The organism is Bradyrhizobium commune (assembly GCF_015624505.1).
GTDB lineage: Bacteria > Pseudomonadota > Alphaproteobacteria > Rhizobiales > Xanthobacteraceae > Bradyrhizobium > Bradyrhizobium commune.
The window spans coordinates 5,617,784-5,640,107 of sequence record NZ_CP061379.1 but is presented as its reverse complement, the minus strand read 5'-3'; the positions used below and the strand labels follow the sequence as shown (position 1 = coordinate 5,640,107).

Here is a 22,324-nt window from a genome sequence, read left to right as displayed (position 1 = left end):
ATTGACGAATCCATCGGCGATCAAGCCGTCACGCCGTAGTCATACGGTCTGCGGCTTTCATGCCTTGGTAGCGACTGGCGCCCCAGCTTGTGTAACGGCCGAGGGGTGCGGCCGTACGCAAGGGTTCAACGATGTCGCTGTATTTCTTCCGCATCAGCACCGGCCGCTATTCCGGCGCCGCCGATCATCCCTACGAGTTCCGGGATCACGACGCCGCCTGGAAGGAGATGACAGAAGTGTGCGCCAACCTGCTCGGCAGCATCTCGCGCAATCTCAAGCCGAACGCCAAGTGGTGCATGGAGCTGCTCGACGAGAACAAGCAGCCGGTGTTTCGCATCAGCCTCCTTGGCGAGACCGTGCGCTGACGCGGCCTCAGGCGTTAACGACGGCGACATATGCAAATCCGAGAGGCGCCTTTTCTCTGCACGTGAAAGCTGTGCAAGTCCGGCAGGTTGAGCAGCGTTTCCCGTAGTTCTACCCAAGTCCCGACCGCCTCTACTTAACGTTAATGAGGAACCTGCCGGTTTAGCCTTCCCGTGCTGTTTACGCGCTTCGTCGCGGCCACGCATATCCTGGGAATGCTTCGATGATGTTCATTCAGAACCTGCGAATTGGCACCAAGCTCGCCATCACCTCAGCGCTGACCATCGGGCTCGTCGCCCTGATGATCTTCCTCCAGATGACCGGTGACGCCGAGGTCCAGAGACTCAGCAATGGCGCATCGGGGCAGCAGGCGATCGCGCAGAACGCCGCTGAAGCGAAGGCCTCGGTACGCGGGATGCAGATCGGCATTCGCGACATTCTGACGTCGTCCTCGCCAGCCGAGATGCAGAAGGCCGTCAGCTATTTCAACGACCGCCAGACGTCGGCTTTGAAGTTCGCGGTAGAGATGGCGAAGCTCTCGCGCTCGCCCGAAAACAGCAAGCGGATCGAGCGCCTCACCTTGCTTGTCGGCAATTTCGTCAAGGGTGAGCTGCAGATCGAAGCCGTTCGCAAGCAGGAGCTCGGGCTCGAAGCAAAGAAGGACAGCGAAGCGGCCGCGCAGCTTGCAAAGCTTGTCTCTGACGTCGACCGCCTTCGCAAGGAGACATTGGCGCCAATCAACGAAGAGATATCTGAGCTGACCAACCAGATCACCGAATTCGCCAAGCAGGGGAGCGCCGAGGCGCGGGCGGCGGCGGAGACGGAAGCCGCGGCGGTGGCGCGGACGTCGCTCGTCGCCGGCGCGCTGGTCGCGCTGATCCTGATCGGCGCCTGCATCTTCTCCGTCTTCAGCATCGCGCGTCCCATGCGCGCGCTCACGGTCGCGATGGAAAAGCTCGCCGGCGGCGACTTCTCGGTGGTGCTGCCGGGCCTCGGCCGCAAGGACGAGGTCGGCGAGGTCGCCGGCGCGGTCGAGAAATTCAAGATCGTGTCCGAGCAGAAAGCGCGCGCGGAAGCGGACGCCAAGATGCGACAGGATCAGATCGCGGCCGAGCAGCGCAAGGTGGAAATGCGCAAGCTCGCCGACAGTTTCGAAGGCGCCGTCGGCGAGATCGTCGGCACGGTGTCGTCGGCCTCGACCGAGCTCGAAGCCTCCGCCACGACGCTGACTTCGACCGCGGAGCGCACGCAGAAGCTCACCACCGTGGTTGCGGCGGCCTCCGAGGAAGCCTCCACCAACGTGCAGTCGGTCGCGTCGGCGACGGAGGAATTGTCCTCCTCGATCACCGAGATCAGCCGCCAGGTGCAGGAGTCCGCGCGCGTGGCGAGCGAGGCCGTCGGCCAGGCCCGCAACACCACCGAGCGCGTCAGTGAATTGTCGAAGGCCGCGACGCGGATCGGCGACGTGGTCGAGCTGATCAACACCATCGCCGGCCAGACCAATTTGCTGGCGCTCAACGCCACGATCGAGGCGGCGCGGGCCGGCGAGGCCGGCAAGGGTTTTGCGGTCGTCGCCTCCGAGGTCAAGGCCCTGGCCGAGCAGACCGCGAAGGCGACCGGCGAGATCGGCCAGCAGATTTCCGGCATCCAGGCGGCGACGCAACAATCGGTCGGCGCCATCAAGGACATCAGCGACACCATCGAGAAACTGTCGGAGATCTCCTCGACGATCGCGGCGGCCGTGGAAGAGCAGGGCGCGGCGACGCAGGAAATCTCCCGCAACGTACAGCAGGCCGCGCACGGCACGCACGAGGTCTCCTCAAACATCGTCGACGTACAGCGCGGCGCGAGCGAGACCGGCTCGGCGTCCTCGCAGGTCCTGTCCGCCGCGCAGATGCTGTCCACCGACAGCGATCGTCTAAAACTCGAGGTCGGCAAATTCCTGGAGACGGTCCGGGCGGCCTGACGCGACCGCACGAAGTTTCAACCCGATCCCGCGACCGCTGCGCCCGAAGGCGTGGCGGTCGTTTCCGTTCGTGTTGCGGCGCCGCAATACAGCGAAAATAGCGCCGGTTGGGTCATTCCCCGTAGTTTCACGTAGGTTCCTGTTAACGCCTGTTTGCAACTATGTGCGCAATCTTACGGGATAAGAATCAGCCAGCATTGTTGGAATGACGCCTGCCCTGTCGTCCGTCGTGACGATTGCGGCGCAGGCAAGTCGTGTGTTGCCAGGTATCATCGGGATTTGTCGTGATGTCGAAGTTGTCGATCGTCTTCAAGCTTCTGACCGTGTTGTCGGTCCTCGTGCTCTCGCTCGCCGGCGTTGGCGTGGTGGCGATCGGCACCATGCAGAACATCAACTCGCACACCGTCGAGATCGCGCAGGGCTGGCTGCCGAGCGTGCGTGCGCTGGGCTCGATCCGCGCCGATGTCAACGAGCTGCGGGTCGCGCTCCGCCTGCATTTGATGCAGGACACCGCCGAAGGCAAGGAGGCCGCCGAGAAGCGCCTCGCCTCGCTGCGCGAACGCATCGAGCAGACTCGCAAGACCTACGAGCCGCTGATCACTTCGTCCGAAGAACGCTCCATCTACGGGCAATGGACCAATGCGTGGGGCGAGTACCTGAACGGCGTGCAGGAGGTGATGGCGCTGTCGCGCAAGAGCGTCGGCCGCTTCCCGTCTGAAGCCAACGAGCTGTTGCAGACCAGGGTGGCGAAGATGGCCCAGGCGGCCGATCCGCTGCTGACCAGGAACATCGACCTCAACAATCGCGGCGTCGAATCGGAGACGAAGCAGGCGGCGGACAGCTACGCCATGATCTTCCGCGTGCTGGTCGGCATCATCATAGCCTCGGTCGCGATCGCGATCGGCGCGGCCTACTATCTCGTGCGCGATGTTTCGCGCGGCATTGCATCCATCATCAAGCCGATGCAGTCCCTCGGCGAGGGCGACCTCTCGGCCGAGGTGCAGCATCGCGGCGAGAAGACCGAGATCGGCTCGATGGCGGATGCGCTGCAGATTTTCAAGGAAGCGCTGATTGCCAAGAAGGCTGCTGATCAGGCTGCCGCGGCCGATGCCGAAGCCAAGATCGAACGCGGCCGCCGCGTTGATGCCATCACCCGCAAGTTCGAAGCCATGATCGGCGAAGTCGTCGGCACCGTCTCCTCGGCCTCGACCGAGCTCGAGGCGTCTGCCTCGACGCTGACCGGCACCGCGCAGCGCGGGAAGGAGCTCGCGACCGTCGTCGCGGCTGCGTCCGAGGAAGCCTCCACCAACGTCCAGGCCGTGGCATCGGCTTCGGAAGAGCTGTCGTCCTCTATCACCGAGATCAGCCGCCGGATGCAGGATTCGGCGCGGATGGCCGCCGAAGCCGTCGAGCAGGCGGCGCGCACCAACGAGCGCGTCAACGCACTGTCGCAGGCCGCCTCGCGCATCGGCGACGTCGTCGAGCTCATCAACACGATTGCCGGCCAGACCAATCTGCTGGCGTTGAACGCGACCATCGAGGCGGCGCGCGCGGGCGAAGCCGGCCGCGGCTTCGCGGTCGTTGCCTCCGAGGTCAAGGCGCTGGCCGAGCAGACCGCGAAGGCGACCGGCGAGATCGGGGCGCAGGTCGCAGGGATCCAGGCCGCGACGCAGGAATCGGTCAGCGCGATCCAGGAGATCGGCGGCACCATCGAGCGGCTGTCCGAGGTGTCCTCGGCCATCGCCGCCGCCGTCGAGCAGCAGGGCGCGGCGACGCAGGAGATCTCGCGCAACGTGCAGCAGGCTTCGGTCGGCACGCAGGAGGTCTCGTCGAACATCACCGACGTGCAGCGCGGCGCGATCGAGACCGGCGAGGCCTCCAGCGAGGTGTTGTCGGCGGCGAAATTGCTGGCGACCGACAGCACACGCCTCAAGGTCGAGGTTGCGCAGTTCCTGGAATCGGTCCGCGCGGCCTGACCTTAACTGCTGGTCTGCGGCGCCGGCGGCGGCAGCTGCCGCCGGAACAGGATGCGCTGGTAGAGCCAGCCGATCGCGACCAGCACGATGCCGAGGCACATGAACGACAGTGCGCGGTAGACGCCGGTCAGCGTCGACATGTCGATCACGAAGGCCTTCAGGATCGTCAGCCCGATCACGGCGGCGGACGCCAGCCGCGCCCGCTCGGAGTTGACGAGGACACCGATACCGAGCAGCACCACGCCGAAGGCGAGCCAGCCGATCGAATAGGTGTATTGTTCGGCGCCCGTGGTCCCGCCGCTTGAGAGGATCGGGCCGTGATAGAAGCGGCGGATCTCCAGCGTCAGGTAAACCAGCGCGAACAGCAGTGCTGCGCCCGCCAGGATGTTGGCGTAGACCTTGCCGCGCGCGCCGACCACCGCATAGGCGAGCAGCAGCATCAGCACCGCCGGCAGCGCGTAGCCGAGCAGCAGCAGGTTGAACACCGCGCCGCCGACGTCGATGCGCCAGATCATCGGGTTCTCCAGGAACAGGAGGCCGAACACGCTGATGAACCCGGCGATCGCAGTCAGAATGACGGCGCCGACATTGTGGACGATGCTGCGGCTGCGCAGCCGCAACCGCTCGAGCCCGATCGCCATCGCCAGCGCCACGCAGACCTGCAAACCGGCTTCGAGCAGGGACGGCGACGACGTCATGTCGCCTGAGGTCGCGAGATGGCGGATCTCCATGAAGGCGAGCAGCGCCGTGAACAGGATCGCAGCCGCCTCCACCATGCGCAGCGGCGCGTCGTCGCCGCGGCGGTGCAGGAAATGGCTCGCTGCCCAGAACGCCGCCGCCGGCAGGCCATAGCCCCACAACAGCCAGTTGAAGATCGGCGTGGTGCCGACGGCGTCGCCGACGATGCGCGGGTCATAGGCGACGCGCGCGGTGACGATGCCGGCGAAGATGGCGGCGAGCCAGCGCAAGAACGGGATCGGTCGCCGCATCGAGATCCAGGCTGTGCCGAGCGACATCAGCGCGAGCGCAATGGTGAGCCAGCCCTTCTCCAGAGCGAAGGTCAGCGCCAGCGCCAGCGCGCCGAGCGTGCCGGTGGCGAACAGCGCGATCGAGATCGCAAGACCTGGCCGGGTTTCGCGGCGGCTGAGCGTTTCGGTCGCAAGGCCGAATGCGCCGGCGAGCAGCACCGCGAGGATCGCGAACGGAATCGAGCGGTCGAGATGGGCGATGCGCGCATAGAGCGCAACGAGAACGGCAATGGGCGTGGCGACTGCGGCCGCCGCCCAAACCACGGGAATGATCGCCGAGTTCGAGCGGCCCTGCGCGAGAAACCCGGCGATGCCGAAGCCGGCGGCGAAGATCGCGGCCATCATCAGATGCAGCGTCACGGAGCTATCGGTTGCGGTCGGCCCGATGCCGGGCAGCGGGCCGCCGGGTAGCACCAGCATGTCGGGATTGGCGCGCACCGCCCATTCGGCGAACACGATGAAGACGACCGCGGCCGCCGCGCCCAGCGCGCCGGTCGCAGCCTCGGCGCGCCAGGCGACGTACAGCGTCGCGGCGACAAGAAGAGTGAACGCGATCAGGGACAGATCGGCATGTGCGCTCGACAGCACGATCAGCATCGCGCCGAACAGATAGGCGCCGAGCGCGCTCGACGAGACCGGTTCGATCTGGCCGTCCTCGATGGTCGGGCCGAACATGAAGCCGCAGACGACGAGCAGTGCGGCGAGCACGAATCCTGCAATGGCATGGAAAGCGTGCGGCGCGACCTGCAATTCGTTGGTGTCGAGCCCGGGGAAGATCCAGAGCACGGCGAAGACGATGGTGGTCACCGCGAGCCAGCGCCACAGCCGGATGCGGGCGAGGCCGAAACTCGCAGCGGTGACGATGGCGAGAAAGACGTAGAGCGCCCAATAGTCCGGCTTTGCGCTGGAGACGAGAGCAGGCGTGATGAAGGCGCCGACGACGCCGAGACCTGCAAGCGCAGGGCCATGGAGAAGGGCCGCAGCCAGCGTGCCAAGCGCGACGAGGCCCAGCAGCACGAATGCGGTCGCGGGCACGAGGAAGCCGTAGAGCGCGTAGGCCGCATAGACCGTCGCGAACGCCACGGCGGTGCCCGCCGCAGTCAGGATTGCGGGGATGTTGGCGATCGGCAGCGCCTGGATGTTGGAGATGGTTTCCTTGCGCCGCGTCCATTCGCCGGCACCTAGCAGCGCGAGCGCGAATACGCCGCCGAGGAACACGCGGACGCCAGGGCCGATAAGGCCGGCCTCGATCGAATAGCGCACCATGAAGAAGCCGCCGAGCGCGAGCGCAAGGCCGCCGATCCACACCACCCAGCGCGTGCCGAGCCGCTCCTCGAAGCCGGGCGCCGGCGCGGGCCGCGGAGGCGGCGCATCGGAACTGGGCTCGATCGGCGGCGGTGTCACGTCGGCTGTGACCAGCGACGGCGCCTGCTCGGTTTCGGGCGCAAGCGGCGGCGGCTCTGCCGCGCTCGCTGCGGGCGCAGCTGCCTGCTCCTGCTCGGGCAGCAACGGCGGCGGCTGGATCGGTCGCGGCGCTTGCAGCGCGGCCTCCAGCGAGCCCAGCCTTCGGCGCAACTCAGTCGCCTGGTTCGACGCCTTCAGCGCAATCAAAAACGCAGCGATCGCAAACATCACCGCAAAGACGTCAAACGGGGCGTCGAACATGGGGCCTCCTGGCGACCGGCGTGCAGGGGCCGATCGCGATCTTGATCTAGCGCCGGGAGCGCATGCGCAAGCCGGGGGCCGGCCGCTCCTGGAGCACGTCGCGGCGGAAGCGATAGAGCGCCGCCGGCCGTCCACCCGTCTGTGTCGACATCACTCCGGTCGGTTCGACCAGGGCCTCCATCTCGACCAGGCGACGGAAGTTCTGCTTGTGCAGGTGCCGGCCCGAGATCGCCTCCACCGTATACTGCAATTCCGTAAGTGTGAACTCGGCCGGCAAAAGTTCAAACACCACAGGGCGATACTTCAGCTTTGCGCGCAGCCGCGCGATTGCCGTGGCAAGGATCCGGCGGTGGTCGAACCGCATCGAGGTGCCGAGCGCAGGCAGTGCCTTGCGCGACAACGCCGCAGGGCGGCCGTCGCGCCGGGCTTCCTCGACGAGGCCGGCCTCGTACAGGAGCTCGTAACGGTCGAGCACGCGCTCCTCGTCCCACGCATCACCCTCGAGGCCGAAATAGAACCGCACACGATCCCGGCGCGGCAACGCGCGCGTGGTCTCGGGTGTTTCCTCCTCGGCCCATTTGGTCAGCGCGGGGATGATGTCGCGCGCGATGATCGCGGGCGGTTCCTCGCGCCAGTCCTCCCAGGGGAAGTAGCGATACCAGGGCTCGAAGCTCGCCGTATTGGAGGACGCCGCGCCGTCAACGGTGCGCGTCAGCGCGAGATAGCCGATCGACACCATGTGCGCGCCGGTGTCGCCGGCCTCCGCATGACGGCCGCGATCGCCAAAAGTGTAGAGCTGCTCGACATAGCCGAGCCGCAAGCCCGCCTGTTCCTCGACCCAGGCACGCAGGCCGATCTCGAAGGTACGATGGCTCGGCGCGTCGAACGGACCGAAGGGCAGGCCGGCAAGCCCGTCGCTGCCGCGCGCGGTCAGCACCAGCGGCTCATGCTCCTCGATCGCGACGATCGCGGCAGTCAGGCCGATCTCGATCGGCGTCAGCAGCTTGTCGCTCATCCCAAGATCGCTGATGTCATTCGAGCTCGATCACGAAGGGGCGGCCCTCGACCATCATTGCGCCCGGGCCCATCTCGTCGAGCGCCTGCAGCATGCGGCCATTGCGCCCGAGTGCGCGATCGGCGAGGCCGACGATGCGCCGGTTCGGCGAGGCGACCGGGGAGGCGGCGCGGATCTTCTTCGCGATCTCGATCTCGTCGCGATCGGGATTGAGCGCGCAGACGGCCGCGAACGCGCTCGCGGTCGAGCGGCTGATGCCGGCATAGCAATGCACCACCAACGGCGCGTTGCGGTCCCAGCCGCGCACGAAGTTCAGCACCTGGTCGATATGCGCTTCCGAGGGCGCGACAAAACCGTCCATCTCCTCGGTGATGTCGTCCATCGACACCTTCAGATGATTGGCCGGCAGCACCGACACCGGCCGTGCCACCTGCTCGACATTGGCCATCACGGTCAGCACATGGCTGGCCCCGGTGCGGCGGACGGTTTCGGGAAGGGCGGCAAGCGAACAGACGTGGATCATGGCGGACCTTTTTGGCGGCGATTATAGCGAGCGGCCGTAGGGTGGGCAAAGCAAAGCGTGCCCACCCTTTTTGCCGCAAACGCTGAGGATGGTGGGCACGGCCCAAACGCGCCTTTGCCCACCCTACGAGACTTACGCAAACACCGCGCCAAACCGCTCCAGAAACTGTTTCTCGGCCCGCGCCGCGGTCCAGGGCGTGAGGTAGTCGCGCCGGACGCTGTCAGACAGGCCCGGGTCCTTGCCGAACAGGCGCCTGGCCTCGCTTTCGCTGAAGCCGGCGAGCTCGGTCGCTTCGAGATAGGCCGCGCCGCGATCGGCGGCCTTGATGGCTTGCGTGATCTCCTCGGGCAGCACCGGCGGCAGGCCGAAGCGGATATGAATGGCGCCGAGCAGGCGCTTCTCCACGGCCTTGTAATGGCCGTCGAGCACGGCCTTGAAGGGCGAGATCATGTCGCCGATCACGTATTCGGGCGCGTCATGCAGCAGCGCCGCGAGGCGCGCGCGCTGATCGACGCGCGGTGTCTCGTGCCGCAACACGGTTTCCACCAGCAGCGTGTGCTGCGCTACCGAGAAGATGTGCGTGCCAATGGTCTGGCCATTCCAGCGCGCGACGCGCGCGAGCCCATGGGCGATGTCGGCGATTTCCACGTCGAGCGGAGAGGGATCGAGCAAATCGAGCCGCCGCCCCGACAGCATGCGCTGCCAGGCGCGGGATTCCAGGCCGCGCGGAGTCTTGTTGGCCGTCATTTGACCTTGAGACGCGGCTTGCGCTGCGTCTTGCCGCAGCTCGCGTGGCAATGGCAGTCGACCAGATGGTCATTGACCATGCCGGTCGCCTGCATGAAGGCATAGACGATGGTCGGGCCGACGAACTTGAAGCCGCGCGAGGACAGCTCCTTCGATATCTGCACCGACAGCGGCGTCGAGGCCGGTACGCTCGCGGTGGTCTTGAAATTGTTGACCTTGGGCCTTCCGTCCATGAAGTCCCACAACAGCTTCGAGAAACCGGGCCCCTTCTCCATGATGTCGAGATAGGATTTTGCGCTCAAAATCGTGCCGTCGATCTTGGCGCGGTTACGCACGATGCCGGCATCGTTCATCAACGCGTGCACCTTCTTGTCGGTGTAGCGCGCGATCTTCTCCGGCTGGAAATCGTCGAAGGCTTTGCGGAAATTGTCGCGCTTGCGCAGGATCGTGATCCAGGACAGGCCGGCCTGAAAGCCGTCGAGGATCAGCTTTTCGTAGAGCGCGCGGTCGTCATACTCAGGCACGCCCCATTCGGTGTCGTGATAGGCGACGTAGAGCGGATCTTCACCCGGCCAGGGGCAGCGGGTCTTTCCGTCGGGATGCAGGTGGGGAGCACGGCTCATGCAACGGGCTGCTTCACTGGAATGCGGACGACCTCGGGCTCGGCGAGCTTCAAGGCGATGCCTCCGGCGCTGAGCGGCTGGTTTGCGTCGAGCGCATCGGCGACGCGGTCGATGCGCACCAGCGCGATGCCTTTGCCGTCGGCGGAGGAGCCGATGGTGCCGACCGGCTTGTCGCCGGCGAGAATGGTGGCGCCGGCCTCGGGCGAGGGCCCGTCGAGCAGCACCTTCACGCTGCGGGTGCGCGCAGTGCCGCGATGCTGCATCCGCGAGACGACCTCCTGGCCGACATAACAGCCCTTGTCGAAATCGACGCCGGCGAGGCGATCCATGTTGGTCTCGTGCGGGAACGCATCGCTGTACATGAAATCGAGCCCGCCGCGCGGCACGCCGAGCGCGATGCGGTGAGCCTCGTATTCGGCGGCATCGACCAGCTCGGCGCCGATGAGATCGGATAGTTTTTGCTTGAGATCCTCGGGGATCAGGATGCGAGTGCCGAGCGCCTCATTGCGGGGATCGGCGAAGGAGAGATCCGGCTGTGCCGCAAGCTGGCCGTCCCAGACCGCAAGCACGCCGAGATCGAGGTTTTCCACCGTGACCTTGGCGCGCAACTTGTAGAATTTCAGCTTGGTGGCGAGCCCCTCGGCCAGTGCCTTCGGGCAGTCGATCAGGAACCCGCCGCCATGGCCGGCGGGCACCTCGGTGATCAGGAAATCGACGATGATCTTGCCCTGCGGCGTCAGCAGCGCACCGAATCGCCCCAGGCCCGGCTTGAGCCTGTCGACATCGGTGGTGATGAGGCCGTTGAGGAAGTTGCGCGCATCCTCGCCCGCGACCTTGACCACGCCCCGGTCGGGAAGAAACGCTGATTTCATGCGAAAATCTCTTGCGACATGTTGCTCGGGAACGTAAGCCCGCAAGGATTAAACGACAAGACCTTGAGCCCTGCGCTTGGGGATGAGAGAGGCCTCCAGCCATGACCCAGCGTTTCGATGTGATCCTCAAGGGCGGCATCGTGGTCAACCAGGACGGCGAGGGTGTTCGCGATATCGGCATCACCAACGGCCGCATCGCCGAGCTGGGCCCGCTGTCGCAGGCCTCGGCTGCCGAGGTGATCGACTGCAAGGGCCTGCACATCCTGCCCGGCGTGATGGACACGCAGGTGCATTTCCGCGAGCCCGGGCTGGAGCAGAAGGAAGACCTCGAGACCGGTTCGCGCAGCGCCGTAATGGGGGGCGTCACGGCGGTGTTCGAGATGCCGAACACGTCGCCGCTCACGGTGACGGAGGCCACCTTCTCCGACAAGATCAAGCGTGCCCATCACCGCATGCATTGCGATTTTGCCTTCTTCATCGGCGGCACCCGCGAGAACGTGCAGGACCTGCCGGTGCTGGAACGCGCGCCGGGTTGTGCGGGCGTGAAAGTGTTCATCGGCTCTTCGACCGGCGCGCTCTTGGTGGAGGACGACGAAAGCCTGCGCCGCATTTTTCAGGTGATCCGGCGCCGCGCCGCCTTCCACGCCGAGGACGAGTATCGCCTCAACGATCGCAAGTCGCTCCGCATCGAGGGCGATCCACGCTCGCATCCGGTGTGGCGCGACGAGACCGCGGCGCTGATGGCAACGCAGCGCCTCGTCAAGCTCGCGCATGAAACCGGCAAGCGCATCCATGTGCTGCACATCTCGACCAAGGAAGAGATCGAGTTTCTGCGCGACCACAAGGACGTCGCCTCCTGCGAGGCGACGCCGCATCATCTCACGCTGGTCGCGCCCGAATGCTACGAGCGGCTCGGGACGTTGGCGCAGATGAACCCGCCGGTGCGCGGCGCCGATCACCGCGCCGGGATCTGGCGCGGCATCGAGCAGGGCATCATCGACGTGCTCGGCTCCGATCACGCCCCGCATACGCTGGAAGAGAAGCAGAAGACCTATCCGGCCTCGCCCTCGGGCATGACCGGTGTGCAGACGCTGGTGCCGCTCATGCTCGATCACGTCAACGCGGGCCGGCTGTCGCTTGCGCGCTTCGTCGATCTCACCAGCGCCGGCCCCGCGCGCCTCTACAACATGGCCTGCAAGGGCCGCATCGCCGCCGGCTACGACGCCGACTTCACGATCGTGGACTTGAAGCGCAGCGAAACCGTCACCAACAAATGGGTGGCCTCCAAGGCCGGCTGGACGCCCTATGACGGCGTGCGCGTCACGGGCTGGCCCGTCGGCACTTTTGTGCGCGGCAGGCGTGTGATGTGGCAGGGCGAGCTCGTGACGCCGTCTCAGGGCGAGCCGGTGCGGTTTCTGGAGACGCTGAAGCAGTAGGGGGCCGGGCCGAACGGCAAAAGCGCGCCACACACTCAGTGTCGTCCCGGCGAAGGCCGGGACCCATACCGCGTGATCTCTCGATTGTAGGCCGTCGCAGTACCGAACGACGAGCCGTCGCCAAACGTCTCCCTGTGGTTATGGGTCCCGGCCTTCGCCGGGACGACCACAAGGAGGGATGGGAGTGCAATCAATGTCCCAACCGGCATCCCTTATCACCACCGAGCAACTCGCTGCCATCCTCGGCGATCCCAATCTTCGCCTCTACGATTGCACGACCTACAACGAGCCGGTGCCGCCGGGCAGCGATGTGCCTTATCGCGCGGTGCCCGGTGACAAGACGTTCGCAGCCGGCCACATCCCCGGCGCCGATTTTCTCGACCTGCAAGGCGAGTTCTCCGACACTTCCGCGCGGCCGCTGTTCATGATGCCTGACGTGGCTCAACTCGCAGCCGCTTTCGGCCACCACGGGCTCGATGCCGGCAAGACCATCGTGCTCTACAGCATCGGCACGATGATGTGGTCGACGCGGTTCTGGTGGATGCTGCGCTCGCTCGGCGTCGAGGCGCGCGTGCTCGACGGCGGTTTCGACAAATGGAAGGACGAGGGGCGGCCGGTCGAGACCGGCGCGCCGAAGGGTTATCCGGCGACGACCTTCAAGGCCGCCCCACGCGCCGGGTTCTTCGTCGACAAAAATACTGTCACGGCGCGGATCGGCGATCCCTCGACCGTCATCGTCAATGCGCTCGGGCCGCAGTTTCATCGCGGTCTCGAGCCGAGCCGCTACGGCCGGCCCGGCCGCGTCCCCGGCAGTGTCAACGTCCCGGCTGCAACGCTCACCAATGCCGACAAGACGGTCACGACGCTTGCGGATGCCGAGGCGAAATTCGCCGCCCAGGGCATCACGCGCGACAAGACCGTGATCTGCTATTGCGGCGGCGGCATCTCGGCGACGATCGACCTCTTGCTGCTCACAGAGCTCGGCTACGACAAGCTCAAGCTATACGATGGCTCGATGGGCGAGTGGGCAAGGGACGAGGCGCTGCCGATCGAGACCGATTAGGGCGCGGAAGCGCTCACTGCCGCGAGACGCCGACCGAGAATTCGCCGTTGCGGATGCGCGCCGGAAAGCCCTCGACGAACTTCGCGACCGCGTCCTCGCCATAGGTGCCGACGAGCTCGGCCAGCGCCGCGAACAGGCTCGCCTGCGCCAGGCAATCGCCATCGACGCCATCATGGCGCGCCTCGGCCCAGGCCTCGTTGAGATAGCTCAGCGCAGCCTGTTTCTGCTCGTGATCGGGCAGCGGCGCGCGGGCGGGGGCGTAGGACACAGGATGGCTCATGAAACTCGACAGGGCTGGGGCGCGATCCACGGCGATGCGCTGCACGAGAGGTGTAGCACGCGCATTAACGACCGCTAGGCCACATCTTTAAGAACGGTTAACGGCTGTGAACAAAGACGATGTCGTTGTTCCCGAGAGCTCAATTTGCGTAGCGCGCCGTGAGGTCGCGCGAAATCTTCGAGCCTTCCTCGATATAGCGGCGGATCGCCACCGTCGCGGCCGGGGTGCAGCTCCGGTAGGTCTGCTGAAAGCCGTTATAGCCGCGGTTGAAGCCGGCGATCATGCGGGTGCGGCGCTCGCCGGAGGGGGTTTCGGCATCGATCAGCGCCTGCATCTCGCTGCGCCATTTGTTGCCCTCGTTGGCGCCGCAGATGCCGCGCAGATAGTGCAGGCCGCCCAAAATCTCCGCCAGCCGTTGCAAATCGCCGTCAAACGGCGCTGCCACGTCCTGGGCCCGGGCGGGCGCGCAGGCGCAGGCGAGAATCAGGGCAAAAATGGCCAGAAATCGCGTCGACATCGGCGGGGTGTATGCCCCCTCAGGGCGGTGGACGCAAGGCGGCCGTCAGGAGCCGATCAGCCGTGCGGCCGACTGGATGACCTCCTCCAGCCCGCCGGTCAGCTTGAGGTCGCCGAGGCTCGCCAGCGCGTCCGGGGCGATCCAGCGGTAGTCGTCGAGCTCGTCGTTCAGAGCGGGCTCCTTGGCCGTCCAGCGGGCGGCAAAGGACATGATCAGATAGTGGCCGGCGCCCGCGGTGGCCGGCAGCACCTCGCGCCAGCCGGCGAGGGCGATGATGTCGATCTCGAGCCCGGTCTCCTCGTCGACTTCGCGCTCGAGCGCCTGGTGCAGCGATTCGCCGAACTCGACCCGGCCGCCCGGCAGCGAATAGAAGCCCTTGGCCGGCGAGCGGGCACGGCGGACCAGCAGCACCTTGCCGTCGCGGAAAATCGCGGCCGAGACCGCAAGCTGGGGATGGGTGGGCTGGACGACCGCGGCCACTTCGCTAGTTCGCCATGATGGTGTCGATGTCGGCCTCAGCGCCGCCATTGATGATGCCGCCGCAGGTGGCGATCAGCGGCCTGACCCAGAGGGAGGCCTGCTCGGCGAGCCGGACGCGGGTCTGGTCCTTGTCGACCTCGCGCATGGCGGAACCGACCGCTGATAGAATCGAGGTCATGGTGTCGGTAATGTGGTCGAACTGGGCGCGCACATTGGGATCGGCTTTCTCATAGGCCTCGATGGCGAGATCGCGCGCCTTGAAGTTCGAGGCGGTGAAGTGCTCGGCATAGGACAACGGCGTCCAGGTCAGAAAATCTTCGGCGCATTCCGGCATGTCCGGGACCATTTCCAGGAGCATCACGGCTTCATTGAAATGGTTGAGATAGTCGGTGGCAAGCCCGGTCCGCGGGTTGATGTTGGCCACGCGCAGCCGCTCGGCCCAGGCCGCGGCCTCGGGGCCCGTCTGTGCGTGCGTCGCGGGTTGGGAGGCCGTTGAGCTCATTGGCCGCAGTGTTAACGTTCGGGGTTAAAAGGACCTGAACGGACACTATATGGACGCCTTAGGATGTGTGGACGCTTCGTCATAACTTCGGCCCCCGCGGCTTTGCGGCAACTGTTTGGCTATATCGAGCAGCCGAACTTCCCGCCCCGGTACAATGTGGCCCCGACGCAACCGATCCCGGTCGTTCTGGTCGAGAATGGTGCCCGCCATTTCCGCCTGATGCGCTGGGGCCTGTTGCCGACCTGGGTCAAGGACCCCAAGGGCTTTACGCTGCTGATCAACGCCCGCTCGGAGACGGTGCTGGAGAAGCCCGCCTTCAAGAACGCGATTCGGAGGCGGCGCGGTCTGATCCCGGCCGATGGCTATTACGAATGGAAGGCGATCGACGGCCGCAAGCAGCCGTTCTTCATCCGTCGCGCCGATGGTGAGCCTCTTGGGTTTGCCGCAGTGTTCGAGACCTGGATCGGGCCGAACGGCGAGGAGCTCGACACGGTCGCGATCGTCACTGCGGCGGCAGGCGGGGATCTCGCCGAACTGCATGACCGCGTGCCCGTGACCATCAGCCCGCGCGATTTCGAGCGCTGGCTCGATAGTCGTGGCGACGAGGTCGACGCGGTGCTGCCGCTGATGACCGCGCCACGCATCGGCGACTTCGCCTGGCACGCGGTTTCGACCCGCGTCAACCGCGTCGCCAATGACGACGCGCAATTGCTGCTTCCGATCAGCGCGGAGGAGATGGAGGCGGAGGCCGCGAGGCCGAAGAAGGCGGCACGGAAGGCCTCTGCCGCGTCCGCCGATGACGGGCAGGGGTCTTTGTTTTAGCTGCGGCCGTAAGACACACCGTCGTCCCGGCGAAGGCCGGGACCCATACCCCCAGAGAGCAGTGTGACGCGAGATGGTGGTGGGCAATCTTTGCCAAACTCAATCTCGTGGTTATGGGTCCCGGTCTTCGCCGGGACGACAGCTGAGTTTGTTGCCCTGCCCTCACACGATCTCCCTCGCCCTCAATCCCGCAATCGCCGCCGCATCAAATCCCAGCTCACCCAGCACCGCGTCGGTATCCGCGCCCAGCTCTGGCGCCATGCGATCCAGCCTGCCACCGCCATGGGCGAGCTTGAAGCCGCTGCCGGCGAAGCGCAGGTGGCCGTAGGGCGTGTCGAGCTCCTGGATCGCGCCGCGCGCCCTGATCTGCGGATGGTCGATGACCTCCTCGACCTTCCAGATGCTGGCGCAGGGCGCGCCGGCATCTTCCAAAATCGTCTCCCATTCGCGCGCAGGCCGCTTCGCCAGCGCCTCTTCGATGATCGCGCGCAGCGCGGGCTCGTTCTCGTTGCGCGAAAACCAGTCGGCGAAGCGCGGATCACCGAGCGTGTCTTCACGGCCGAGCGCAGCCATCAGTGCGCGGTACTGCTTCTCGTTGTTGACGGCGAGCAGGATGTACCCGTCACCCGCCTTGAACAGATTGGCGGTGGTCTTGCGGCTGACGGCCTGGTTGCCCGAAAGCTGCTGGCGATGACCGGCGACCGACCAGTCCGCGATCTGCCCCGACAGGAACGCCATCGTCGCCTCCAGCATGGAGACGTCGACGAATTGCCCCTTTCCGGTGCGGTCGCGCTGGTAGAGCGCACTCGACACGCCGAAGGCCGCGGTCGCGCCCGACAGCACGTCGCACACCGCAAAGCCTGCGCGCGTCGGCCCGGTCTCGGGATGGCCGGTGATGGCCATGATGCCCGACAGCGCCTGCATCTTGCCGTCATAGCCGGGCCGCAGCCGGTCCGGGCCGGTCTGGCCGAAGCCCGACACCGCGCAATAGATCAGCTTCGGATTGACCGCGGAGAGCGCCTCATAGCCGATGCCGAGCTTGTCCATCACGCCCGGGCGAAAGTTTTCCATGACGACGTCGACCGTTGCTGCCAGCTTCTTCACGATCGCGATCGCCTCTGGCTTCTGCAGATCGAGCGTCAGGCTGCGCTTGTTGCCGTTGATGGCCTGGAACGCCGGCGCGAGCCCGCGCTCGGCCCATTCGCGGCTGAGCGGCGTGCGGCGCATGTCCTCGCCCTCGCGCCGCTCGACCTTGATGACGTCGGCGCCCAGCAGCGCGAGCTGGTAGCTCGCATAGGGCCCGGCCAGCACTTGCGTGAAATCCAGGATCTTCACGCCCTCGAACGGTCGCGTCACGTCGCTCTCCCTCGATGATCGTTATTGGAGGACGTCAGGCGGCGCGGTTGCCGCGCGCGATCTCCTTCTGCTTGTCGAATTCGGCGCGGCGCCGCGCCAGCTCCTCCGGCGAGAGCTGCGCGACATTGTTGTAGTCGAGCTTCCAGGAGGCGTCCTCGCTCCAGCGCAGCGGCGATTGCATCGTCGTCTGCGGCCCGCTCGCGCTCTCCAGCAGCGTGAGCGCCAGCTCCAGCGTCTGCGCCTGCGAGCTCAAATCATGTGGCTTGCCGGCCGAATTGCCGAGCGGGAAATCCGAGAACAAAAAGCGCGGCACCGCGGCGTGCTCGATGATGTCCTTGGCGCAGCCCATGATCACGCTCGGAATGCCGTTGGCCTCGAGATGCCGCGCCACCAGCGCCGTGGTCTGGTGGCAGACCGGGCAGTTCGGCACCAGCACGGCGACGTCGGCCTTGTCGGCGAGACAGCGCGCCAGAATCTCCGGCGCGTCGGTGTCGAGCGTGACGCGATGGCTGCGGTTGGTCGGCGCGCCGAAGAAGCGCGGCGCGACGTCGCCGATCCGGCCAGCGGCTTTGGCCTTCAACAGCTGCGGCAGTGGAAACCAGGTGCCGTTGTCGGTGGCCGTGGTGTGCTTGCGGTCGTAGCCGATATGCGAGATGCGCAAATCGTGCGGCAGCGCCGTGTCGCCGTCATAGACCTGGTAAAACTTCGCGCCGCCATTATACGCGGCGCCCGGACCCTGATCGCCCTTGGTCGGATCGTATGGCGCAGCCGTGGTGATGATCGTCACGCGAGACTGCGACAACGGCTTCTTCAGCGGCTGGAACGGCGCCTCGGTGTAGTGCGCCCAGCGATACGGCGTGGTGTAGCCGATCGCGGTGTAATAGTCCCGCGTGCGCTGCATGTAGGGGACGGGAGCATCGTAGTCGGGTGCAAAGCCGAATTCGTCGTCGCGCAGAGCGGACATGGGCGCGTCTCCTGGTTCTTGGTTAAGCCCAGACTAGAGATAGTTTTGGAGTTGCTCAACGGGGGGCAGGGGCCGTGCAGGCCAGAATTGCAGTGCCGATAGAGCGAGTCGCGCTCCTTTCCCTCTCCCCTTGTGGGAGAGGGAAGCTCGCCGCGATAGCGGCGAGACGGGTGAGGGGTGTCTCTCCGCGAGGCTACTCTCACCTGAATTCGTGGAAACATACCCCTCATCCGGCGCTTCGCGCCACCTTCCCCCACAAGGGGGGAAGGAAAACAACCCTACCTGAAAATATGCAGCGCCGCGTATTGCAGCAGCATGATCGCCTTGGCGTCGATGATCCGGCCGTCCGCGATCATCGCCAGGGCCTCGTCGATGGAGAGCTCCAGCACCTCGATGTCCTCGCCCTCGTGCGCGAGGCCGCCGCCTTCGCTCACCCGCATCTCCGGCTCGTACTCGGCGACGAAGAAATGCAGCTTTTCGGTGATGGCGCCCGGGCTCATGAAGGCCTCGAACACCTTGTGGACGTCGTGGAGGCGATAGCCGGTCTCTTCCTCGGCCTCGGCGCGGATGCGCACCTCGGGGGTGGCGTCGTCGAGCACGCCGGCGGCGGCCTCGATCAGGAGATCGTCGTAGCCGCGGATGAACGCCGGCAGGCGGAACTGACGCACCAGGATCACGGTGCGCCGGCCGAGATTGTAAGGCAGCACGGCGGCGGCGTTGTCGCGCTCATAGGTTTCGCGCTTCTGCGTCTGCCATTCGCCATTGGCGCGCCGGTATTCGAGGGTCGTGTTTTTCAGGATGGTCCAATTGTTCGAGAGCACGCGAACGTCCTTGATGCGGACGCGGTCGGAAATGGTCATTGCTGTCTTCCGGGTGACAACGAGAGCATGATCCGGAAAAGTGTGAAGCGGTTTTCCGAAAAGATCATGCTCAAAACTTTAAGAAGTCGGAGCGCGGCCGTCCAGCCACTTCTGGAACATCACCGAGGTGGATTCCTCGAAGCCGAGCGAGGCGTAGAACGCGCTGGCCTGCGCGTTCTCGCGACGGACCAGGAGCTGGAGCTTGGCGATGCCGGCTGTGCGCAGCCAGTCTTCCGCCGCCGCCATGATGACGCGGCCAAACCCGCGCTTCCGGCAGTCGGGGTCGACCGCGACGTAATAGACCCAGCCGCGATGGCCATCGTGGCCGACCATCACGGTCGCGACGACGGCGCCGCCATCGCGGCCGACCAGCACCGTCGAGTTGTCGCGCCGCCGCGCCAGCGCGATATCGGCATGCGGATCGTTCCAGGGCCGGGTCAGGCCGCAGCGTTGCCACAGCGCGACGAGAGGCTCAACATCGGCGTCGGCAATCACATCGATCGTAAGAGACACGCTCACAGCACCTTCCCCGGATTCATGATGCCGTGCGGATCGAGCATCGCCTTGATCGCGCGCATCAGCTCGATCGCGGTCTTGTCCTTCACCTCGGGCAGCTCGTCGCGCTTGAGCACGCCGATGCCGTGCTCGGCCGAGATCGAGCCGCCCATGCGCAGCACGATCTCGAACACAACAGCGTTCATCTCGTGCCAGCGCGCCAAATAATCCGCGGTGTTGGCGCCGATCGGCTGGCTGACATTGTAGTGCAGATTGCCGTCGCCGAGATGGCCGAACGGCACCGGCCGCGCGCCGGGGATCAGCTTCACCACGGCGGCGTTCGCCTCCTCGATGAAGGCGGGCACGGCGGCGACGGGAACGGAGATGTCGTGCTTGATCGAGCCGCCCTCCGGCTTCTGCGCCGCCGACATCTCCTCGCGCAGCTTCCAGAAATTGTTGCGCTGGGTGAGGTTGGCCGCGATCACGGCGTCGTCGACGATCTCCTCCTCCATGGCGCAGGCAAGAATCGTCTCCAGCGGCGTGCGGGCGTCGTCGCTCGGAGAGGACAATTCCATCAGCACGTACCAGGGATGCTTTTCGGCGAGTGGATCGCGCACGTCGATGCCGTGGCGGACCGAGAAATCGACCGCCATCTCCGAGAGCAGCTCGAAGCTCGTCAGCGCATTCGCGGCCTCGCTCTGCGCAATGGTCAAGAGCTTCAGCGCCGCCGCCGGCGACTTCAAACCGACATAGGCGGTCTCGATCGCCCGCGGCTTCGGAAACAGTTTTAATGTCGCCGCGGTGATGATGCCGAGCGTGCCTTCGGCGCCGATGAAGAGGTTGTGCAGATTGTAGCCGGTGTTGTCCTTCTTCAGCTTCGACAGCAAATTGAGCACGCGCCCGTCGGCGAGGACGACCTCGAGCCCCAGCGCCATCTCGCGCGCGACGCCATAGGCGAGCGCGGCGGTGCCGCCGGCATTGGTCGAGAGATTGCCGCCGATGGTGCAGCTGCCTTCCGCGCCGAGCGACAGCGGAAACAGCCGGTCGACGTCGGCCGCCTTCTGCTGCGCGATTTGCAGCACCACGCCGGCTTCGACCGTCATGGTGTTGGAGGCGGTGTCGACCTCGCGGATCTTGTCGAGCCGGCGCAGCGACACCACCACCTCGCCATTGTGCGGGGTCTGGCCGCCGACGAGCCCGGTGTTGCCGCCCTGCGGCACCAGCGCGATGTTGTGCGCGGAGGCGAGCTTGCAGATCGCTGCGACTTCCGCGGTCGAGCCCGGGCGCAGCACTAAGGCCGAGCGGCCGTGAAACAGATTGCGCTCCTCGGTGACGTAAGCTTCGATGTCGGCCACATCCGTGATCGCATGGCGGTCGCCGACGATCTTTCGGAATTGGTCGATCAGTTCGGGCGCAAGCGGAGGGGTGGCGGATTGATTGATGTTCATCTCGTCTTCTTTCGTTCCGCTTCCTATCTCTTGCGCATGATCTCGTCGGAAAACCGCTGCGCACTTTTCCGGATCATGCGCTACCGCGCCACGGCAGCCCGGCGCAGCCGGTCGTTGATGGCTTCGCCGAGTTCTTCTTCGGGGATCGCCATCACGGCGATCGCCCGCGGGGCCTTCGCATCGAGCGCTCGAAGATAGCCGAACAGATTGGCCGCGGCTTCATCGAGATCAGCCGTGGGCGACAAATTCATGACAGTCGACGCAGCGTCAAGGCCGGGCAGGCGCGCAGGGCCGAACGCCAGCAGCGCTTCGCCCGGCGCCACATCGCGCGCGTTGAGCCGCACTGTCGCGCGCGGCGCGTAATGCGACGCCAGCATGCCCGGCGCCAGCGGCTGGCTGTCGTCGCTCTCCGCCTCCACCGGCGGCCGCGCCAGGGCTGCGCCGAGCACGGCCTCGATCCGTTCGCGCGAAAGCCCGCCGGGCCGCAGCAGCATCGGCGCCTCGAAACACCCGACGATGGTCGATTCCACGCCGACCTCGACCGGCCCGCCATCAACGATCAGGTCGATCCGCCCGGCAAGGTCGCTCTCGACATGGGCCGCCAGCGTCGGCGAGACATGCCCGGAGATATTGGCGGACGGCGCCACCACGGCCCCGCCAAAGGCGCGCAGGATCGCCTGCGCGACCGGGTGGTCGGGAATGCGGATCGCGACCGTGTCGAGGCCGGCGGTCGCAAGATCCGCCACCGGGCAGTTCTCCGTCTTCGGCACCACCAGCGTCAGCGGTCCCGGCCAGAATGTCTCGGCCAGCTTTCTGGCGCGCGCATCGAACCGGCCGATCCGCTCGGCGGCGGCAAGATCGGCGACGTGCGCGATCAGCGGATTGAAGGCCGGCCGGCCCTTGGCGCTGTAGATATGGGCGATCGCGGTCGCGTTCGCCGCGTCCGCGCCGAGCCCGTAGACCGTCTCGGTCGGAAACGCGACCAGCCCGCCCGCGGCCAGCGTTCGGGCCGCAGCCTCGGCACCGGCCGCGCCGGCCGGCAAAATCAGCGTTTCAAGACCCGTTTTCACAGGGACAAAATTCCTCAGCTCGGCCGCTTGCGGTGCGTCACACCCGACGCTATAAGCCGGCCTCTTGTCGGAGTGTGGCTCAGCCCGGTAGAGCACTGCGTTCGGGACGCAGGGGTCGCAGGTTCGAATCCTGCCACTCCGACCATTATTTCAAAAGTTGACGTTTTCCAGAGGCTTGGCGGACCGGCCGCCAAGGCCTCGGGACGCCTTTTTGCAACGATTTTCGGATCGGGTCCACGGCCGATTTGGCCGG

Annotated in this window: 22 protein-coding genes and 1 tRNA gene; 7 read left to right on the top strand and 16 right to left on the bottom strand. The window is 65.9% G+C overall.

The features are described from left to right. The first annotated feature begins 131 nt into the window (after positions 1-131). The 3 genes from IC761_RS26545 to IC761_RS26535 all read left to right on the top strand — a co-directional run bounded on the left by IC761_RS26545 (position 132) and on the right by IC761_RS26535 (position 4,305). Complete coding sequence (locus IC761_RS26545; RefSeq protein ID WP_195799636.1) at positions 132-365, top strand: DUF6894 family protein; 234 nt, start codon at positions 132-134, stop codon at positions 363-365. A 221-nt stretch (positions 366-586) separates the two neighbouring features. Continuing rightward, the gene (locus IC761_RS26540; protein ID WP_195799635.1) at positions 587-2,329 is read left to right on the top strand and encodes a methyl-accepting chemotaxis protein; all 1,743 of its coding nucleotides are present in this window, start codon (positions 587-589) and stop codon (positions 2,327-2,329) included. A 287-nt stretch (positions 2,330-2,616) separates the two neighbouring features. Then, the gene (locus IC761_RS26535) at positions 2,617-4,305 is read left to right on the top strand and encodes a methyl-accepting chemotaxis protein (RefSeq protein WP_195799634.1); all 1,689 of its coding nucleotides are present in this window, start codon (positions 2,617-2,619) and stop codon (positions 4,303-4,305) included. Between the two features lie 2 nt (positions 4,306-4,307). Here the strand turns inward: IC761_RS26535 and IC761_RS26530 are convergent, their stop codons facing one another. The 6 genes from IC761_RS26530 to ygfZ all read right to left on the bottom strand — a co-directional run bounded on the left by IC761_RS26530 (position 4,308) and on the right by ygfZ (position 10,778). Then, positions 4,308-6,998, bottom strand: a complete 2,691-nt coding sequence (locus tag IC761_RS26530; RefSeq protein WP_195799633.1) for a DUF2339 domain-containing protein — start codon at positions 6,996-6,998, stop codon at positions 4,308-4,310. Positions 6,999-7,044: 46 nt separating this feature from the next. Then, positions 7,045-8,013, bottom strand: coding sequence for an NUDIX hydrolase (locus IC761_RS26525; protein ID WP_195799632.1), 969 nt, complete (start codon positions 8,011-8,013; stop codon positions 7,045-7,047). A 16-nt stretch (positions 8,014-8,029) separates the two neighbouring features. Beyond that, the gene (locus IC761_RS26520; RefSeq protein ID WP_195799631.1) at positions 8,030-8,536 is read right to left on the bottom strand and encodes a tyrosine phosphatase family protein; all 507 of its coding nucleotides are present in this window, start codon (positions 8,534-8,536) and stop codon (positions 8,030-8,032) included. Positions 8,537-8,668: 132 nt separating this feature from the next. Beyond that, a complete protein-coding gene (locus tag IC761_RS26515) occupies positions 8,669-9,283 on the bottom strand; it encodes a YfbR-like 5'-deoxynucleotidase (protein WP_195799630.1) in 615 nt (204 codons plus the stop codon). Then, positions 9,280-9,906 carry a DNA-3-methyladenine glycosylase I gene (locus IC761_RS26510; RefSeq protein ID WP_195799629.1) on the bottom strand — a complete coding sequence of 209 codons (627 nt, stop codon included), beginning with the start codon at positions 9,904-9,906 and terminating at the stop codon, positions 9,280-9,282. Before IC761_RS26510 ends, IC761_RS26515 begins: the two co-directional genes overlap by 4 nt. Beyond that, positions 9,903-10,778: a CAF17-like 4Fe-4S cluster assembly/insertion protein YgfZ gene (ygfZ, locus tag IC761_RS26505; protein ID WP_195799628.1), complete on the bottom strand. Its 876-nt coding sequence runs from the start codon at positions 10,776-10,778 to the stop codon at positions 9,903-9,905. Before ygfZ ends, IC761_RS26510 begins: the two co-directional genes overlap by 4 nt. Positions 10,779-10,879: 101 nt before the next feature. Between ygfZ and IC761_RS26500 the strand changes: the two genes are divergently transcribed. Continuing rightward, complete coding sequence (locus tag IC761_RS26500) at positions 10,880-12,214, top strand: dihydroorotase (protein WP_195799627.1); 1,335 nt, start codon at positions 10,880-10,882, stop codon at positions 12,212-12,214. A 193-nt stretch (positions 12,215-12,407) separates the two neighbouring features. Beyond that, a complete protein-coding gene (locus IC761_RS26495) occupies positions 12,408-13,277 on the top strand; it encodes a sulfurtransferase (protein WP_195799626.1) in 870 nt (289 codons plus the stop codon). A 13-nt stretch (positions 13,278-13,290) separates the two neighbouring features. On the opposite strand, the gene IC761_RS26490 is transcribed toward IC761_RS26495, so the two are convergent. From IC761_RS26490 to IC761_RS26475, 4 genes are all read right to left on the bottom strand, one after another. After that, a complete protein-coding gene (locus IC761_RS26490) occupies positions 13,291-13,557 on the bottom strand; it encodes a hypothetical protein (RefSeq protein ID WP_195799625.1) in 267 nt (88 codons plus the stop codon). A 139-nt stretch (positions 13,558-13,696) separates the two neighbouring features. After that, positions 13,697-14,074, bottom strand: coding sequence for a TIGR02301 family protein (locus IC761_RS26485; RefSeq protein WP_195799624.1), 378 nt, complete (start codon positions 14,072-14,074; stop codon positions 13,697-13,699). A 45-nt stretch (positions 14,075-14,119) separates the two neighbouring features. Beyond that, positions 14,120-14,554 carry an NUDIX hydrolase gene (locus tag IC761_RS26480; RefSeq protein ID WP_195799623.1) on the bottom strand — a complete coding sequence of 145 codons (435 nt, stop codon included), beginning with the start codon at positions 14,552-14,554 and terminating at the stop codon, positions 14,120-14,122. Positions 14,555-14,558: 4 nt separating this feature from the next. Continuing rightward, entirely contained in the window at positions 14,559-15,056 is a 498-nt protein-coding gene (locus IC761_RS26475) for a hypothetical protein (protein WP_195799622.1), read from the bottom strand. Between the two features lie 63 nt (positions 15,057-15,119). On the opposite strand from IC761_RS26475, the gene IC761_RS26470 reads away from it, so the two are divergent. Continuing rightward, positions 15,120-15,878, top strand: coding sequence for an SOS response-associated peptidase (locus IC761_RS26470; protein WP_195799621.1), 759 nt, complete (start codon positions 15,120-15,122; stop codon positions 15,876-15,878). Positions 15,879-16,040: 162 nt separating this feature from the next. Here IC761_RS26470 and IC761_RS26465 read toward each other — a convergent pair whose 3' ends face one another. The 6 genes from IC761_RS26465 to IC761_RS26440 form a co-directional block, all read right to left on the bottom strand. Next, the gene (locus tag IC761_RS26465) at positions 16,041-17,234 is read right to left on the bottom strand and encodes a CaiB/BaiF CoA transferase family protein (protein ID WP_195799620.1); all 1,194 of its coding nucleotides are present in this window, start codon (positions 17,232-17,234) and stop codon (positions 16,041-16,043) included. A gap of 34 nt (positions 17,235-17,268) precedes the next feature. Beyond that, the gene (locus IC761_RS26460; protein ID WP_195799619.1) at positions 17,269-18,198 is read right to left on the bottom strand and encodes a glycine reductase; all 930 of its coding nucleotides are present in this window, start codon (positions 18,196-18,198) and stop codon (positions 17,269-17,271) included. Positions 18,199-18,476: 278 nt separating this feature from the next. Continuing rightward, positions 18,477-19,058 carry an NUDIX hydrolase gene (locus IC761_RS26455; protein WP_195799618.1) on the bottom strand — a complete coding sequence of 194 codons (582 nt, stop codon included), beginning with the start codon at positions 19,056-19,058 and terminating at the stop codon, positions 18,477-18,479. Between the two features lie 78 nt (positions 19,059-19,136). Next, positions 19,137-19,577 carry a GNAT family acetyltransferase gene (locus tag IC761_RS26450; protein ID WP_195799617.1) on the bottom strand — a complete coding sequence of 147 codons (441 nt, stop codon included), beginning with the start codon at positions 19,575-19,577 and terminating at the stop codon, positions 19,137-19,139. Continuing rightward, on the bottom strand, positions 19,574-21,001 hold the full coding sequence (locus IC761_RS26445) for an FAD-binding oxidoreductase (protein WP_195799616.1): 1,428 nt from the start codon (positions 20,999-21,001) through the stop codon (positions 19,574-19,576). The genes IC761_RS26450 and IC761_RS26445 overlap by 4 nt, the downstream gene beginning before the upstream one ends. An 80-nt stretch (positions 21,002-21,081) precedes the next feature. Next, a complete protein-coding gene (locus IC761_RS26440) occupies positions 21,082-22,071 on the bottom strand; it encodes an L-threonylcarbamoyladenylate synthase (protein ID WP_195799615.1) in 990 nt (329 codons plus the stop codon). Between the two features lie 68 nt (positions 22,072-22,139). On the opposite strand from IC761_RS26440, the gene IC761_RS26435 reads away from it, so the two are divergent. After that, a tRNA-Pro gene (locus IC761_RS26435) sits at positions 22,140-22,216 on the top strand. Positions 22,217-22,324: the final 108 nt, after the last annotated feature.

Bases quoted from the DNA above. Each gene is read 5' to 3' on its own strand.
- IC761_RS26540 (WP_195799635.1), top strand. From the start codon at position 587: ATGATGTTCATTCAGAACCTGCGAATTGGCACCAAGCTCGCCATCACC.
- IC761_RS26515 (WP_195799630.1), bottom strand. From the start codon at position 9,283: ATGACGGCCAACAAGACTCCGCGCGGCCTGGAATCCCGCGCCTGGCAG.
- IC761_RS26520 (WP_195799631.1), bottom strand. From the start codon at position 8,536: ATGATCCACGTCTGTTCGCTTGCCGCCCTTCCCGAAACCGTCCGCCGC.
- IC761_RS26525 (WP_195799632.1), bottom strand. From the start codon at position 8,013: ATGAGCGACAAGCTGCTGACGCCGATCGAGATCGGCCTGACTGCCGCG.
- IC761_RS26495 (WP_195799626.1), top strand. From the start codon at position 12,408: ATGTCCCAACCGGCATCCCTTATCACCACCGAGCAACTCGCTGCCATC.
- IC761_RS26535 (WP_195799634.1), top strand. From the start codon at position 2,617: ATGTCGAAGTTGTCGATCGTCTTCAAGCTTCTGACCGTGTTGTCGGTC.
- IC761_RS26460 (WP_195799619.1), bottom strand. From the start codon at position 18,198: ATGTCCGCTCTGCGCGACGACGAATTCGGCTTTGCACCCGACTACGAT.
- IC761_RS26475 (WP_195799622.1), bottom strand. From the start codon at position 15,056: ATGAGCTCAACGGCCTCCCAACCCGCGACGCACGCACAGACGGGCCCC.
- IC761_RS26485 (WP_195799624.1), bottom strand. From the start codon at position 14,074: ATGTCGACGCGATTTCTGGCCATTTTTGCCCTGATTCTCGCCTGCGCC.
- ygfZ (WP_195799628.1), bottom strand. From the start codon at position 10,778: ATGAAATCAGCGTTTCTTCCCGACCGGGGCGTGGTCAAGGTCGCGGGC.
- IC761_RS26545 (WP_195799636.1), top strand. From the start codon at position 132: ATGTCGCTGTATTTCTTCCGCATCAGCACCGGCCGCTATTCCGGCGCC.
- IC761_RS26455 (WP_195799618.1), bottom strand. From the start codon at position 19,058: ATGACCATTTCCGACCGCGTCCGCATCAAGGACGTTCGCGTGCTCTCG.
- IC761_RS26490 (WP_195799625.1), bottom strand. From the start codon at position 13,557: ATGAGCCATCCTGTGTCCTACGCCCCCGCCCGCGCGCCGCTGCCCGAT.
- IC761_RS26530 (WP_195799633.1), bottom strand. From the start codon at position 6,998: ATGTTCGACGCCCCGTTTGACGTCTTTGCGGTGATGTTTGCGATCGCT.
- IC761_RS26445 (WP_195799616.1), bottom strand. From the start codon at position 21,001: ATGAACATCAATCAATCCGCCACCCCTCCGCTTGCGCCCGAACTGATC.
- IC761_RS26510 (WP_195799629.1), bottom strand. From the start codon at position 9,906: ATGAGCCGTGCTCCCCACCTGCATCCCGACGGAAAGACCCGCTGCCCC.
- IC761_RS26470 (WP_195799621.1), top strand. From the start codon at position 15,120: ATGTGTGGACGCTTCGTCATAACTTCGGCCCCCGCGGCTTTGCGGCAA.
- IC761_RS26500 (WP_195799627.1), top strand. From the start codon at position 10,880: ATGACCCAGCGTTTCGATGTGATCCTCAAGGGCGGCATCGTGGTCAAC.